This window comes from Mesorhizobium sp. WSM4840 (assembly GCF_055811755.1).
Map to the genome: position 1 here is coordinate 53,635 of NZ_JBVVQD010000036.1, position 14,908 is coordinate 68,542.

Below are 14,908 nucleotides of genomic sequence, written 5' to 3' on the forward strand. Positions count from 1 at the left end.
CGGTCATTCATGACCGGGTCTCTATCCCATATTCCAGAAGGACGACTGCATGGCCGATACGACTGAACAGGTGCCGCAAGCGGCAGGCACGCCAAAGGATGCCCGCCCAATAAAACTTGCCTGCCGCAACGTCTGGAAGCTGTTCGGCGCGAACGCAGCAGGTTTCATCCGCCAGCGCGACGGCAAGGCCAGCATGGCGGAAGTCGCGGCGGCCGGGCTGGTCGGGGCGGTGCGCGCCGTCGACCTCGAAATCCGCCAAGGCGAGATCTTCATCATCATGGGCCTGTCCGGCTCCGGCAAGTCGACGCTGGTGCGCTGCATGTCACGGCTGGTCGAGCCGACGCATGGCAAGGTCGAGTTCGAGGGCAAGGATCTCCTCAAGATCTCCGATGCCGCGCTGATCGAGCTGCGGCGCCACCGCATGGGCATGGTGTTCCAGAATTTCGCCCTGCTGCCGCATCTGAATGTGCTGGAGAACATCGCCTTTCCCTTGGGCATCCAGGGACAGGACCGGCCGACGCGCGAGAAGCGCGCGCGGGAAGTGATCGAGCTCGTCGGCCTGCGCGGCCGCGAGCATTTCTACCCGCGCGAGCTTTCCGGCGGCCAACAGCAGCGTGTCGGCATCGCCCGCAGCCTCGCCACCAAGCCGGAGATCTGGTTTCTCGACGAGCCGTTCTCGGCACTCGATCCGCTGATCCGCCGCGAGATGCAGGACGAGCTGATGCGGCTGCAGACCATGCTGCGCAAGACCATCGTTTTCATCACTCATGATTTCGACGAGGCCATCCGGCTGGCCGACCGCATCGCCATCATGAAGGACGGCGAGGTCATCCAGATCGGCACGCCGGAAGAGCTGGTGGTCAATCCGGCGACCGACTATGTCGCTGAATTCACCCGCGACGTCGACCGTGCCAAGGTGATCTCGGCGCGAAGCCTGATGCGCGCCTGCGACGGCACCGAGCATGGCGGCGTGGTCGCGCCGGATGCCAAGATATCAACTTTTTCGGCAAGCATCGTCTCAGTCGGCAAGCCGTTCGCCGTCGTCAACGGCACCGGCAAGCCGATCGGCGAGGTCACGCCGCAAGCCGTGATCGATCTTCTGGCCGGCATCGAACGTCCCGGGGCCGGCGCATGACGGTGACGGCAAGCACCAGCGAGGCGAGATCGCGGCCGGTTCAGATCTGGCTGGTGGCTTGGGCCTGCGCCCTTGCCGCCGTGCTTGCCGTGTTCCTGCTGCAGGACAGGCTGCTCTGGGCCGTCAACTATCCGGCCGGCGCAGTCGTTCCCGTCGCCGACTGGGTCAGCGCTCTGATGAACCTGATAAAGTCGAGCTTCTCCTGGCTGACGCGGTCGATCACCGCGGCGCTCGGCGTGCCGCTCGATTTCGCGCTCAATCTGCTTGCCAAGAATTTCAAGATCGGCCGTGGCGCGGATATGATCATCTTGCCGCGCCTGTCCTGGGTTGGCGTCTGCATCGTTGCATTCCTGGCCGGCCGCGCCGCCGGTGGCTGGAAGCTCGGCGCGCTGGTCGGCGGCTGTTTTCTCTACATCGCGCTGTTCGGCCAATGGACCAGCGCCATGCTGACGCTGGGGCTGATCTCCATCGCCGTGCCGTTCTGCATCGTCACCGGATTGTTCGTCGGCATCTGGGCGTGGCGCAAGCCGTGGGCGGAGAGGCTTTTGATCTCCCCTGCCCTCGACCTGATGCAGACCATCCCGACCTTCGCCTATCTGATCCCGATGCTTCTGCTGTTCGGCAACAGCCCGGTTTCGGCGATGATCGCGACGGCCATTTTCGCCACGCCGCCGATGGTGCGCGCGACGATGCTGGGACTGTCGCGGGTGCCATCCGAAATCGACGATTTCAGCGAGATGGCCGGCTGCACGGCGCGCCAGAAACTGTGGCGCGTGCTGTTGCCGTCGGCGCGTCCGACATTGATGGTCGGTGTCAACCAGGTCATCATGCTGGCGCTCAATATGGTGATCATCGCTTCGATGATCGGCGCCGGCGGCCTCGGCTACGACGTGCTGCTGGCGCTGCGCGCGCTGAAGGTCGGCGAGGCCATGGAAGCCGGCCTCGCCATCGTGGCACTGGCGATCGCGCTCGACCGGCTGAGCCAGGCAATCGCGCGCAATCACGCCCAAGGCCATGTCTATCAGGAGGTGAGCCCGAGCTTCTGGCGGCGCTACCCCAACCTGACGCTGGCCATCGCCATCCTTGCCGTCACGACACTGCTAGGTCTGTTCGTGCCGGCCTTCGCCGCAGTGCCGAAGGCGATCACCTTCACCACCGCACCGCTGTGGAAGACAGCGGTGAGCTGGATCACGATCAACTTCTTCGACACGATCGAAGCGTTCCGCGTGGCGCTGATCCTCAATGTGCTGAACCCGGTACGCGCCTTTTGCGAAGGCTTTCCGTGGTTAGGCGCGGTGTTCCTGCTTGGCCTTGCCGGCTACCAGCTCGGCGGTCTGCGCCTCGCCACCCTGGTCGCGGCGCTGACCGTCTTCTGCGCGGTAACCGGTCTCTGGGAAAAGACCATGGCGACGGTCTATCTCTGCGGCATCTCGGCCTTCATCGCCTGCCTGATCGGCATTCCGATCGGGCTGATGGCATCGCGCAGCGACCGTGTCGAGAAGATCGTCACCCCGATCATCGACACGTTGCAGGTGCTGCCGTCGTTCTGTTTCATCATCCCGGTGGTGATGCTGTTCCGCGTCGGCGACGTGACGGCGATGATCGCGACGGTCGCCTTCGCCGTGGTGCCGGCCATCCGCTACACCAATTATGGCCTCAGGCAGGTGCCGCCGGCACTGATCGAGGCGGCAAAGGTGTCGGGCTGCACCAAGCGCCAGACGTTCCTGCGCGTGCAGTTGCCGCTGGCGTTGCCCGAGATCATGCTTGGCGTCAACCAGACGATCCTGATGGCGCTCGCGATGATCATCATCTGCGCCATGGTCGGCACCCGCGATCTCGGCCAGGAGGTGTTCATCGCGCTGTCCAAGGCCGATTCAGGCCGCGGCATCGTCGCCGGCCTGGCCATCGCCTTCATCGGCATCGTCGCCGACCGGCTGTTCAACGCCTGGACGGCAAAGGCACGGGCAAGGCTGGGGTAGCCGGAGATAGAGGGGGCGCGCCCTAGAGCTGTCGCCAATGGCCGAGATGGATGAAACCTTGCCGTTTGAATTGGTCGGCGCGAACGAGCAGAGAGCGTCATTTTCCGAGCGCGGCCGAATGACCCCGCAAAGTCGGAATCCGGCCCAAAATCCGACAGTCGCCGCGCTAGGCCTAAACGTCTGCTTCGCGCCCAAAGTCGGCCGTTCGCTGACGCTAGCGGATTTCCCGAGAGCGGACATTCGATTGTGTTTACGACGGCCGTGATCAAGTCTGCGGCCGCACCCTCCGCATTGATGCCTCGGACAGCGCATCCGGGCTTCGCCCTGGGCCTGCTGGGTGTTAATCTGCTTTGAACTACACGGAGCGTGTCATGGACATTGCCGGGTGGCTCTCGAGCCTTGGGCTCGGCAAATATAGCAGAACCTTCGCCAGGAACGAGATCACGCCCGAAGTGCTCCCGCATCTCTCGGATGCGGACCTCAAAGCGCTGGGCCTCCCGATGGGCCCGAGAAAGCTCGTGTTGGCGGCGATCGCGGAGCTTGGCAAGCGCGGTATGGGGGATCCCGCCACGGCGGCCCGAATTGAACCGATCCCTGGAAGTGGTCCACCGCCTCGCCCGGAAGCTGAACGCCGTCAGTTGACGGTAATGTTTGCTGACTTGGCCGGATCGACTGCGTTGTCGGGTCAGCTCGACCCGGAAGAAATGGGAGGGGTGATCCGGGCATACCAGAATGCGGTGGCTGCCGAGATCACGCGTGTGGATGGCCATGTGGCGAAGTACATGGGCGATGGAGTGCTGGCGTATTTCGGCTGGCCGCGTGCACATGAGGACGAGGCCGAGCGAGCAGTGCGGGCCGGGCTTGCCATTGTCGCATCTGTCGCCGAGCTGGCGACGCCCGCGAAAGTGCCGCTGGGGGCGCGAGTGGGCATCGCCACGGGTCTGGTGGTGGTAGGCGACTTGATCGGCGAAGGTGCAGCGCAGGAGGAGGCGGTGGTCGGCGAGACGCCGAACCTGGCGGCACGCCTGCAAGCACTTGCCCAGGTTGGCAATGTGGTCGTGGCCGGAACGACCCGGCTGCTGCTTCGCGAGCTGTTCGAGCTGGTTGATCTTGGCACCCACGATCTGAAGGGGTTCGCCCAGCCGGTGCAGGCATGGCTGGTCATGGGCGAGAGCCGAGCCGAGGGCCGCTTCGAGGCGCTGCACGGGATGCGCCTCACGTCGCTCGTCGGCCGCGATCAGGAGGTAGCCTTGCTCCTCGACCGCTGGCGGGGCGCCAAGGATGGCAGGGGTCAGGTCGTACTGCTGTCCGGCGAGCCTGGCATCGGCAAGTCCCGCATCGCGATCGCATTGCGCGAGCGGCTCGGCGAGGAATGTCTGTCGCTGCGCTATCACGGCTCGCCCCATCGCACAAACAGCGCTCTGTTCCCGGTGCTGGACCAGCTGCGTCGGGCTGCGGCCTTCGGGCACGAGGATGCGCCGGAGGTGAAATTGGCCAAGCTGGAGGCACTGCTTACCGCGGCTGAGCCTGACCCGAAATCGGCGATCCCGTTGATCGCTGAGTATTTGGCGATCCCGACAGGCGACCGCTACCCGGTGCCCAAAGTCGCCCCGGAACAGAAAAAGGCGAAGACGTTTCAGGCGCTGCTCGCCCAGCTTGAGGGCCTCGCGGCCAAGCAGCCGGTGCTCATGACGGTCGAGGATGCTCACTGGTTCGATCCCACCAGCCTTGAGCTGTTCGATCGCATTGTCGATCGGATCGAGCGGTTGCCGGTACTGCTGGTTGTTACCTTCCGGCCCGAGTTCGCGCCACGCTGGACCGGCCGACCGTATGTGACGCTGCTGACACTCAGTCATCTCCAGCGGAACGAAAGCGCAACACTCATTGACCATCTCACTGGCGGCCGGCCGCTTCCCGGCGAAGTGCAAGCGCATATTCTCCGCAAGACCGAAGGCGTGCCGCTATTCGTCGAGGAACTGACAAAGGCGGTGCTCGAATCGGGTCTGCTGCGCGCAGCCGGTGAGCGCTATGAGCTTGCCGGTCCACTTCCACCGCTCGCCATCCCCTCGACGCTGCAGGACTCGCTCCTGGCTCGCCTTGATCGGTTGTCGCCGGTTAAGGAGGTAGCGCAAATCGGCGCTACTATAGGCCGCGAGTTCAGTTACGAATTGCTGGAAGCAACGGCACGGATGGACGAGCCGAAGGTCAGGACCGCTCTGGCCGAACTTGTTCATGCCGAACTGGCTTTTTGCCGTGGCAAGCCCCCGGACGCGATCTACACCTTCAAGCATGCACTCGTGCGGGATGCCGCCTACGAGTCGCTCCTGAAGAGCCGACGCCAGCAACTCCATTGCAGGATAGCCACCCTCCTGCGTGATCGCTTTCCCGAGCGAGCAGAGGCGGAACCGGAGGTTCTCGCCCACCATGCTACCGAGGGCGGACTGTTCGATGATGCGGTGTCGTCCTGGTACAAGGCGGGCCTCCGCGCCAATCGTCGCTCGGCCCACAACGAATCCATTGCGCACCTCTCAAAAGGCCTTGACCTCCTCACCCAACTCCCCGACAGCCGGGCCCGCGACGATCGCGAAATCGATCTGCAGCTTGCGCTTGGCATACCCTTGGCATCGCTCAAGGGCTATGGGTCTGCCGGGGCCGTTGCCGCCTATACGCGAGCCTGCGAGCTATGTGCCAAACTGGGCAGCGAGACGTCAAAATCCTTCCCCGCGCTGCGCGGCCTGTGCACCGGCCACCGATCCCAGGGGCAGATGCACACGGCCAGCGCCCTCGCTGATAAACTGATCGGCATCGCCCGGCAATCGGGCGACCCGTCCCTGCTGCTGGAGGCCCACCACGTCAATTGGACGACGCAATACGCGCTCGGTAAGTGGCGCTCGGTGTACGAGCACACCGACCAGGGTCTCTTGCTCTATCGGCCAGAACATTTCTTGCACGCCTTCGTCTATGGCGGCCACGACTCCGGCGTGTGCGCAGCTGCCAAGCAGGGCATCAGTCTGTGGATGCTTGGCTTTCCGGATCAGGCGTTGGCCCGGGCGCGAGAATCCATTATCCGGGCCCGCCAACTGCCTCATCCGCCCAGTTTGCACCACGCTTTCTATTATGCCACCGTGCTGCACTACTTCCGCCGCGATGCCACGGCGGCTCGGGAAGCAGCCGAAGCGAGGCTTCAATTGGCGCACGAGGGATTTCCGGCCTGGGTCCCCTACATCAATCTGCAGTTGACCATGATCCAGGCCCTCGAGAGCGCACAGCAGGTTCCAGCGTCCGTCACCGCCGCCCCACCGGCGCTGCCAAACGAAATCCTCAGTGACGTCGAGGGAAAAGGCCTTTTTCTCTGTCTTTTTGGGAGCGTCTGCGAACTGGCGGGCGAGGTTGATGCCGGCCTGAGCCTGCTGCAGCCAGCAATATCTGAGGCGGAGGCAACTGGCGCGCGCCTCTGGGAGTCGGAATTTAACCGACTCACTGGAAATCTCCTGCGCCTGGCAAAACCCCGTGACTCCGAACAGAGCGAGGCGCAATATCGTCATGCCATCGAGATCGCTCGCGAACAGCAGGCGCGATCACTGGAGCTGCGCGCGTCGATCTCGCTCGCTCGGCTGTGGGCCGACCGCGGCGATCGGCAAGAAGCCTACGACCTGCTCGCGCCGACCTACGCCTGGTTCACGGAAGGCTTCAACACGCGCGACTTGATCGATGCGAAGGCGCTTCTGGACAGCTGTGCATCGTCATGATCGCGGCCAACGTCACAATGGGAGGAAGTCATGACCCTCTACAAGAGTAACGGCGACCGGGTTCCCCATCACATTCGCCAATTGGCGAAGTACGCCAGAGTCTGCAAGATGGATCGCCGCGAGTTTCTGGCGCTGGCATCCGCCTTCGGCGCATCGACGGCGATGGCCTATAGCATGATCGGGCTTGCCGCGCCGACCCAGGCGGTCGCGCAGGAACCCGTAAAGGGCGGTATCCTCAAAGTCGCGATGCGCATCAAGGATCCGAAGGATCCGCGCACCGCGGACTGGACCCAAATCGCCACCGCGCAACGCCAGACGCTCGAGCCCCTGGTCAAATATACCCGTGAATTCACCTTCGAGCCCTATCTGCTCGAAAGCTGGGAAGTGAACGACGACGCCACGGAGTATATCCTGCATGTCCGTCCGGGCGTAACGTGGAACAACGGCGACACTTTCAAGGCTGACGATGTGATCTTCAACTTCACCCGCTGGGCCGACAAGTCAGCTGAGGGCAATTCCATGCCCGGCCGCCTCGGCACGCTGGTCGACGACGCCACCGGCAAGCTGCGCGAAGGCTCCGTCACCAAGGTCGACGACATGAGGGTCAAGCTTAGCCTGACCAAGTCGGACATCGCGCTGATTCCGAACCTCTGCGATTACCCCGGCCTGGTCGTGCATCGCGCCTTCGACGAGAAGGGAGCCAATTTCGTCCAGCATCCCGTCGGCACCGGCCCGTTCGAGCTGGTCTCATACGATGTCGGCCAGAAGGTGGTCTACAGGCGCCGCGAGAACGGCGCCTGGTGGGGCGGCGACGTCATGCTCGACGGCGTCGAGTTCATCGATTACGGTGCGGACCCTTCGGCGATGGTCTCGGCCTTCGAGGCCGGCGAGGTCCACACAAACGACGAGACAACCGCCGACTACGTGCCGATCCTTGATGCGCTCGATCTGGTTAAATCGGAAGTGGTGACCGCATCGACCATCGTGGCGCGCACCAACGTGACCAACAAGCCCTATGACAACCAGAAGGTCCGCCAGGCCCTGCAGCTTGCCGTCGACAACGCCGCCATCCTCCAGCTCGGCTACGGCAATGCCGGCGAGGTGGCCGAAAACCACCATGTCTGCCCGATCCATCCGGAATATGCCGAGCTGCCGAAGATCGCGCGCGACATGGAAAAAGCCAAGGCGCTGATGACCGAAGCCGGGCAGATCGATTTCGAGCACGATCTGATCACGGTCGACGAGGACTGGATGAAGAACACCGGCGACGCGATCGCAGCCCAACTCCGCGAGGCCGGCATCAAGGTCAAGCGTACGGTCCTGCCGGGCTCGACCTTCTGGAACGACTGGACCAAGTATCCGTATTCGACGACCGCCTGGAACATGCGTCCGCTCGGCATCCAGGTCGTCGCCATCGCCTACCGCACCGGCGAGGCCTGGAACGAGACCGGTTACTCCAACCCCGACCTCGACGCCAAGATCGAAGAGGCGCTGTCGATCGCGGATGCGGAGAAGCGCAAGACGGTGATGGCCGACATCCAGAACATCCTCCGGGATTCCGGCATCATCATCCAGCCCTACTGGCGCAAGATCTACAACCACTCGTCGGCCGCGGTGAAGAACCACGGCATGCACCCGACCTTCGAGCATGACTTCGGCAAGGTCTGGCTGGATGCTTGAGGGTGAAAGACAAGGAGCGCCAGTAGCCGGCGTTCATCGCCTGGCCTGCGAATTACCGCTTTCGATGTTAGCAGCCGTTCCGCGGCGGGCGCGCTGCGAGGCAATTTGACTCATTTGCGTCTGTCGTGAACCGGTACTGATGTCCCTAGATGACCCTGGTCTGAATCGCATGCGAGGCCGTAGTCAGTCTTCGACGATCTATTAGAGATGACGAATATCCCGTACAGTACGACCTGCTAGCCAAGGCTAGTGGTGCGAAGCCCATCGCCTGTGGGGTCCGTATGTCGGAACAGCAGATTACGCGCCGGCTCGCCGCCATCCTCGCCGCCGATGTCGCTGGGTACAGCAGTATGATGGGGAAAGACGAGGCTGGTACGATCGCGGAGCTGCGGCAGATTTGGAGCGGGACTTTCAATCCCGCCGTCGCCGCGCGTCATGGCCGCATTGTCAAAATGATGGGCGACGGTGCGCTGGTCGAGTTTGGCAGCGTCGTTGAGGCGGTCGAATGCGCGGTTGCGATCCAGCGGGCCATGAGTGAGCGCAATTTGGCTGCTCAGCGGCGCGTCGAGTTCCGCATTGGCATCAATCTCGGCGACATCGTCATCGAGGGCGATGACATATTCGGCGACGGCGTCAATGTCGCAACCCGGCTTGAAGGCCAAGCGCCGCCTGGCGGCATTCTCGCCTCAGATGTCGTCTATGCCCAGGTGAGCGGCAAGATCGGCGTCACGTTTGTCGATTCTGGCGAAGTTAAGCTCAAGAACATCGATCGGCCATTGCGGGTGTGGCGATGGCACGGCGACGTTGCGTCGAAGGCAGGCCCCATGGCCAATTTCACCCGGCCGCTCGGCACCGACAAGCCGTCTATTGCGGTCCTGCCGTTTTCGGTGATGAGCAACGACCCGGAGCAGGAATTCTTTGCCGACGGCCTCGTCGAGGACATCCTTACCACCCTCTCAAAGCTCTCCGGCCTGTCCGTAATCGCGCGCCATTCAAGCTTCGTCTACAAGGGGCGCTCAGTGGACGTGCGCCAGGTCGCCTGCGAACTCGGCGTGCGTTTCGTGCTGGAGGGAAGCGTCCGCAAGGCCGGCAGCCGCATCCGCATTACTGCGCAGTTGATCGACGCCACGACAGGGGTTCACATCTGGGCAGATCGTTTCGACCGTGGCATCGGCGACATTTTTGCGGTGCAAGACGAGATCACGCTGACGCTCGCGACCGAGATGCAGGTCCGGCTGACCGAAGGCGAGCAGGCGCGCCTGCGCTTTACCACGACCACGAATGTCGAAGCGTGGAGCCTGTGGATACAGGGGCTGCACCACTATCGCGGTCCGAATACCACCAACGCCCATGTCCAGACCCGCCGCTGCTGGGAGAAGGCGCTCGCGCTTGATCCCGGTTCGGCGACGCTCAACGCGATGCTCGGCTTCATGCATTTTTCCGACGCGCGCCACGGTTGGACGGGCGAAGACCGCGAAACTGCATTGAACAAAGCCGAAGCTTATGTCGAGCGGGCGCTGACGATCGACCCCGAGAATCCCGACGCCTATCGCGCCACCAGCGGGATCTTGCTCCTGAGATCGCGGTTCGACGAGGCAGCCGCCGCTGCCCGGAAGGCTGTCAAGCTCGGCCCCAACCTGCCCGACGTGCTGGTGTTCGGAGCCTTTGTACTCGCTTGTTCCGGCCATGCCGCCGAGGGGATCGGCCAGATCGAGAGGGCCATTACGCTAAGCCCGAATTATCAGGCGTGGTTTCTCGGCGTGCTGGGCAACGCCTATCGGCTCGCCGGCCGCTCCGAGGAGGCGATTGCGGCGTTCCGTGCGTATCATGCCCGCAGTCCCGGCTATGGTTTGGCCGACATCGTGATGGTCCAGGAACAGGACGGGCGTCTCGAAGAGGCCCGCGAGACCGCCGTGCAGCTTGCCGCGGCGCGGCCAACCTTCACTGTTACGTCCTGGCTCAGAACGCAGTTCCGCGGCGATGCCGAGCAGATGGCGGCCGATTTGGCCTCGCTCCGCGCTGCCGGTGTTCCGGAACAATAGATGCGTACCCAAAGGCGGTTTTGGGCGCAAGTAGGCAGGACCTGTGCCGACCGAAATGTAGTCTTTTTTGCGCGAATGTGTCCATCAGTCGGCTGCAATGAATGACGGTTCGTCATCCCAATCCGGAACTTTGAGGTGACACGATGGAACGGCAGGAACGGGTCAGGTCAGGACGATACCCAACCTGAAATGGCAGCTCTTGAATATTCGCAGCCCGAAGCTGCCGGTCTGCTCTCGGACCCTTTGCCGACATCGGCAGCGCCCCGGCTTGCGGCGGAATCGGGCGTCAAACGAGAGGACGACTACAACGTCTGTACCGTATCGCGGTGAAGATCGCGATCTTCAGCGACAAGCATTGTCGGAACTCCCCCGCAGTCAGCCGGCCTTCACGCCGCGCCCTCCGGATCGTCCTCGCCGCGCCATCGGATATGCTTCGACTTCGCTAGCTTCAACAAATCATCGGCTTCCGAGTTCAGGTGCTGGGCGGCTTCGCGCAGCGCGAATCCTGGCGTCGGGGAAATAGGTTTGCCCCTTGGCCTCATTGCTGCGCTTCCTCCATGGCCTTCCTGTTACCAATCAGCCGCTCGGCGGTGGCAAAAGCGCGCTGCCATAGTTCCAGCTCGCCCGGCGGCAAGGGCTCGTCCCACGGCAATAGCTCCTCAAACGCCGAGCACCAGGTGATGTTGAACGCACACGGGAGGAGATCAGCGAATCGCAGCTCCCGGCCGAAGTGTCTCCGGATCGCTTCATGTGCACACGCCTTGCACAGCGTTTCGTTCTTCCGCGCTATATGTCGCCAGATAACATCCTTCAGCATCGGCGCCACTTCGTCCGGTTCACGCCCGCAACGATCGCAACGAATGTTCATCGCGCCTCCTCGATGGCTTCGGCCGCGCGCACCAACCGACGTTCGAAGGTCCGACCAAGGCCGAAGAAGGCGGGATTGCGGGCACACAGGCACATCACGTTGTTGATCAGCATAACCCAAGCCATCGCATCCTTGTGCGTGTTCACGATGCTTCCTCCATCTCCAGAGCCAACCCGAATTGCCGCGCCTGATCCTTGGCGGCTTGGGCGAAACGGCCCTTGTCGTCACGCGGCTGCGCGGGCCGATGCACAAGATGCGCGGCGGAGGTCTGCGCGGGATGGGCGGGGTGCTCCCTTTTCAGGCGATTCAAGTCACTGAAACCCACGATTTACCTCCGTAGCGGCGGTTTTCATAAGCTACCTGCCGTTCGCGTTCCGCCAACTCGGTCTCGTTTTCCGGGACGCTGAAGCCGGGGTAGAACCAGTCGGTGCCATGGCCGTGTCGCTGCCCATAGCCGCGGTCTTCCAGTTTTTGCGTAAACGCCTTTTCGAGCCGAGGTTTCGTTGTTGCGCTCGCCCAGCTTTTCCACGATGCGTAGGCGCATTTGGTCGGCACTTCGCCGCCTTTGCGCGCAGCATTCGGCCAGCCATTGGCCGATGGCGTCTTCGGCCTTGAGATAGGCGGTGGTGACGTCGCGCACGCATTGCGGCGGCATAGGGCCGTGCTGGTGCCAGGCGCGGCAGCCGGTATCCACGCCAGGATTTGCGGCCATTCGGCTTCAGCTCTCAATTCGCGAGGCCCGGAACAACGGGCAGGCCCGGGTGTTAACCGGGCGAAGCCTCCTTCGAAAATGAAGCTCACCTCGTTGCAGAGGGCCTAATATGGCGATCCATTTCAATCATACGATTCTGCCGGCTCGCGACAGCAAGGCCTCGGCAGATTTCCTGGCCGAGATGCTGGGGCTGCCGGCGCCGCGGCGCTGGGGGCCGTTCCACATGGTCACGACCGACAACGACGCCAATCTCGACTATATGGATACCGAGGAGAAGGTCGTGCGCCAGCATTTCTGGTCGACGACGCCGAATTCGAACAGATATTCAACCGCATCCGCGAACGGAACTTGCCTTACTGGGCTGACCCCGGCCAACGAAAGCCGGGGGAGACCAACGACCACGACGGTGGGCGCGGTCTCTACTTTGAAGACCCGAACGGGTATCTGCTCGAAATCATCACGCGTCCGTACGGCAGCGGCGGCTGGAATCCGTGAGCGTCGCGCCAAGGGAGCCGGCCCGATGGCAATCACCGCCGTCGAACCCTCCCAATCTGAGGAATCGGTGTGTCACTCCTGGCGCGACTGAGCCGTTGGCGAACCGGGCAATAGACCCGTTCCGGCCGTTCGGAGCCGAGCGCCCTTTACAAACCGGCTAGCTGATTGATCTTCGCTGCCATGATGAAATCGTTCTCGTGCAGGCCCCTGATCTTATGGGTCTGCAGCGAGATTTCCGCGTAGCCCCAGCCGAAGCAGATGTCCGGATGGTGCCCCTCCTCTTCCGCCAACCGGCCGACCTCGTCGACGAAGGTGAGTGCTTCCCGGAAGTCCGCGAACTTAAATTTGCGGCGTATCAGGTGTCCCGCCTCCAGAAGATCCCAGCCGGGCGTCTGGGAAAGATATCCGCCGGCTTCCTTCTCGGTCAGCGGCGGTATGCCGCCGCGGCAGGGCGTACAGGTTTTCTGGGCAATGCTCTCTGCCATGACGATCTCCCTTATTGCACATCGGGGTTTCAGGTGCAGCGACCACTGTTTACCGCACCCGATATTTGCTCGCATAGTGCTTGCGGAGGAACTTGCGAATCTGCTCGGCAAGGCGCTTGTTGTCGGTCTCCCTCGGCCGATCGCTGTGCTTTTGTGGACTCAGTCGATCGGTGCCCCGGCTCTGTTTCGGGTGATTGTGCATCTCAAATCACCTGCGGCAACGGGGCCGCCTTCCGTTCAAGAGACGATCTCGACCGGGGGCCGCCGATCGTGAGCCCGAACCGAGGACGCTCTCTGGCCACCAGCGCCGGCGACTTGTCCGTATCGCCCGGTCACGCCAGCCAGCGGATCTTGATACCCATCGGTCGCTTCATCGACGGCGTTGCGAAAATCCATTCCCACATGACCTTTATGGCGCAGGTATTGTGAACGGCAAGCTCAAACCCGAACAGAACCGGTTTGCGCCGCCGATCCTAGCCGCCGGATTGGGTCAGTAAACGGCGAACTCGCGCCAGGAGCGGTCTTTCATGGTCCAGCCAATGAGTGTCCGCATCACCCTCGCAGGTGGCGCGGCGGCTTGCCGGTCCAGCGGCACACGGCGCGGTAAATCACTGGAAATCGAAGGGAGGCTTTGCGTTTCGCCGCCTATACGGCCTGATCGCGAAATTGGCATAGCTGGAGCAAGCTTTTACGTGTAGAATTTCTAGGGCGTTGAGGGGACTAGACGCTGCAATCTTCCCCATTTGCCGACCTTAATTGCGTTTCTCCAAACCTGCCGTTCGCGCTACAGCCTGATACGACCCTTACCCGACGGCTAGTGGTTGCTCTTCCGTGAACGTGGTGATTGCGCTGCTTTTCAACGCGCAACTCCGGCCGGGTCGGGGAGGTCCGCCAGCGGCCCTATCACGGATGCAATGAAACAAGCTTGTTCGCGACAAGCGACTGCAAGCGCCACAGATTGCGATCCCGAATTCCTAAAGCCTCCAATTGCGAGATTGTGTTGTAAAGATATTCGGCGCACGCCCCCCGTGGCCACATGCTTTGGCCAAAATACCCGCCGTCTCATCCGGCGTGAGGCCTCCTACATAATTAGCTCCCTTTCGATCAACCACGAACGCAATGGCGTGGATAAGCCCTTGGGCTGTCTGAACTCGCACCCAACGGGGGGCGTGGGTGAACGGCTTACCGGACGGTCTCACGGGCATTTCGCGCCGGACCAGTTTTCCGAGCTGAGCCTCAACGGTATCGTCGGCCAGCCGGTAGACCATCCCCTTGCATTGCCCACCCCCGTCGAGCCCCATCATGAGGCCTGGCTGGTCCACGGTTCCGCGCCAGTCCTTCATCCGAATGCAAAACGAACGGTGCCAACCCCGCACGACGCCCTCACGCTCTTCCACATGTTCCACCGCCGGATTCCAGAGTAGTGAGCCGTAGGCGAAGATCCACACATCCTGTCCGCCGGGACGCGATGCCAGCATCTCCCGAACGGTGGCATTCCACTCAGTTTCGGTATTTCGAACCATATCCGGGGCTGGGCCGGTGTTCTCAATCGCCCGATATGCGCGTGCGACCAAATCTACCGTAAGCGCCATTCGGCGTCTCGCTCTGGGCATGGGACACCTCGAAACCGCTGTGATGTTAACGGACCTGCGCTGCAATAATACTTTCGTGGCCAACGTCCGAAAACCACCCGATTGCGACGCTGGTTCTTCGAATGGGTTCCAATTCGCCCGCCGCTGGCAGGCTTGTTCGCGCCAATAGCC

Annotated in this window: 12 protein-coding genes; 6 read left to right on the forward strand and 6 right to left on the reverse strand. The window is 62.6% G+C overall.

What is annotated here, in order from left to right; all coding sequences use genetic code 11:
• Positions 1-49: 49 nt before the first annotated feature.
• The 5 genes from AC0L3I_RS31590 (at position 50) to AC0L3I_RS31610 (ending at position 10,585) form a co-directional block, all read left to right on the forward strand.
• Complete coding sequence (locus tag AC0L3I_RS31590; RefSeq protein ID WP_473529535.1) at positions 50-1,135, forward strand: quaternary amine ABC transporter ATP-binding protein; 1,086 nt, start codon at positions 50-52, stop codon at positions 1,133-1,135.
• Positions 1,132-3,114 (forward strand): ABC transporter permease, encoded by a 1,983-nt coding sequence (locus AC0L3I_RS31595; RefSeq protein WP_473529536.1) that lies wholly within the window; start codon positions 1,132-1,134, stop codon positions 3,112-3,114. Before AC0L3I_RS31590 ends, AC0L3I_RS31595 begins: the two co-directional genes overlap by 4 nt.
• A 371-nt stretch (positions 3,115-3,485) precedes the next feature.
• Positions 3,486-6,863, forward strand: a complete 3,378-nt coding sequence (locus tag AC0L3I_RS31600; protein WP_473529537.1) for an adenylate/guanylate cyclase domain-containing protein — start codon at positions 3,486-3,488, stop codon at positions 6,861-6,863.
• Positions 6,864-6,893: 30 nt separating this feature from the next.
• Positions 6,894-8,543 (forward strand): ABC transporter substrate-binding protein, encoded by a 1,650-nt coding sequence (locus AC0L3I_RS31605; RefSeq protein ID WP_473529538.1) that lies wholly within the window; start codon positions 6,894-6,896, stop codon positions 8,541-8,543.
• 281 nt (positions 8,544-8,824) lie between these two features.
• Positions 8,825-10,585, forward strand: a complete 1,761-nt coding sequence (locus AC0L3I_RS31610; protein WP_473529539.1) for an adenylate/guanylate cyclase domain-containing protein — start codon at positions 8,825-8,827, stop codon at positions 10,583-10,585.
• Positions 10,586-11,123: 538 nt separating this feature from the next.
• Here AC0L3I_RS31610 and AC0L3I_RS31615 read toward each other — a convergent pair.
• Genes AC0L3I_RS31615 through AC0L3I_RS31630 form a run of 4 tightly spaced genes read right to left on the reverse strand, consistent with a single transcriptional unit; the run spans position 11,124 to position 12,008 of the window.
• Positions 11,124-11,453, reverse strand: a complete 330-nt coding sequence (locus tag AC0L3I_RS31615) for a hypothetical protein (protein WP_473529540.1) — start codon at positions 11,451-11,453, stop codon at positions 11,124-11,126.
• The gene (locus AC0L3I_RS31620; protein WP_167391529.1) at positions 11,450-11,599 is read right to left on the reverse strand and encodes a hypothetical protein; all 150 of its coding nucleotides are present in this window, start codon (positions 11,597-11,599) and stop codon (positions 11,450-11,452) included. Before AC0L3I_RS31620 ends, AC0L3I_RS31615 begins: the two co-directional genes overlap by 4 nt.
• The gene (locus tag AC0L3I_RS31625) at positions 11,596-11,778 is read right to left on the reverse strand and encodes a hypothetical protein (RefSeq protein ID WP_473529541.1); all 183 of its coding nucleotides are present in this window, start codon (positions 11,776-11,778) and stop codon (positions 11,596-11,598) included. Before AC0L3I_RS31625 ends, AC0L3I_RS31620 begins: the two co-directional genes overlap by 4 nt.
• Positions 11,760-12,008, reverse strand: a complete 249-nt coding sequence (locus AC0L3I_RS31630) for a hypothetical protein (RefSeq protein WP_095495018.1) — start codon at positions 12,006-12,008, stop codon at positions 11,760-11,762. Before AC0L3I_RS31630 ends, AC0L3I_RS31625 begins: the two co-directional genes overlap by 19 nt.
• A gap of 266 nt (positions 12,009-12,274) precedes the next feature.
• On the opposite strand from AC0L3I_RS31630, the gene AC0L3I_RS31635 reads away from it, so the two are divergent.
• Positions 12,275-12,751 (forward strand): VOC family protein, encoded by a 477-nt coding sequence (locus AC0L3I_RS31635; protein ID WP_473529542.1) that lies wholly within the window; start codon positions 12,275-12,277, stop codon positions 12,749-12,751.
• Positions 12,752-12,806: 55 nt separating this feature from the next.
• Here AC0L3I_RS31635 and AC0L3I_RS31640 read toward each other — a convergent pair whose 3' ends face one another.
• Entirely contained in the window at positions 12,807-13,145 is a 339-nt protein-coding gene (locus AC0L3I_RS31640) for a 4a-hydroxytetrahydrobiopterin dehydratase (RefSeq protein WP_095495020.1), read from the reverse strand.
• Between the two features lie 974 nt (positions 13,146-14,119).
• Positions 14,120-14,737, reverse strand: coding sequence for a gamma-glutamylcyclotransferase (locus AC0L3I_RS31645; RefSeq protein WP_473529543.1), 618 nt, complete (start codon positions 14,735-14,737; stop codon positions 14,120-14,122).
• Positions 14,738-14,908: the final 171 nt, after the last annotated feature.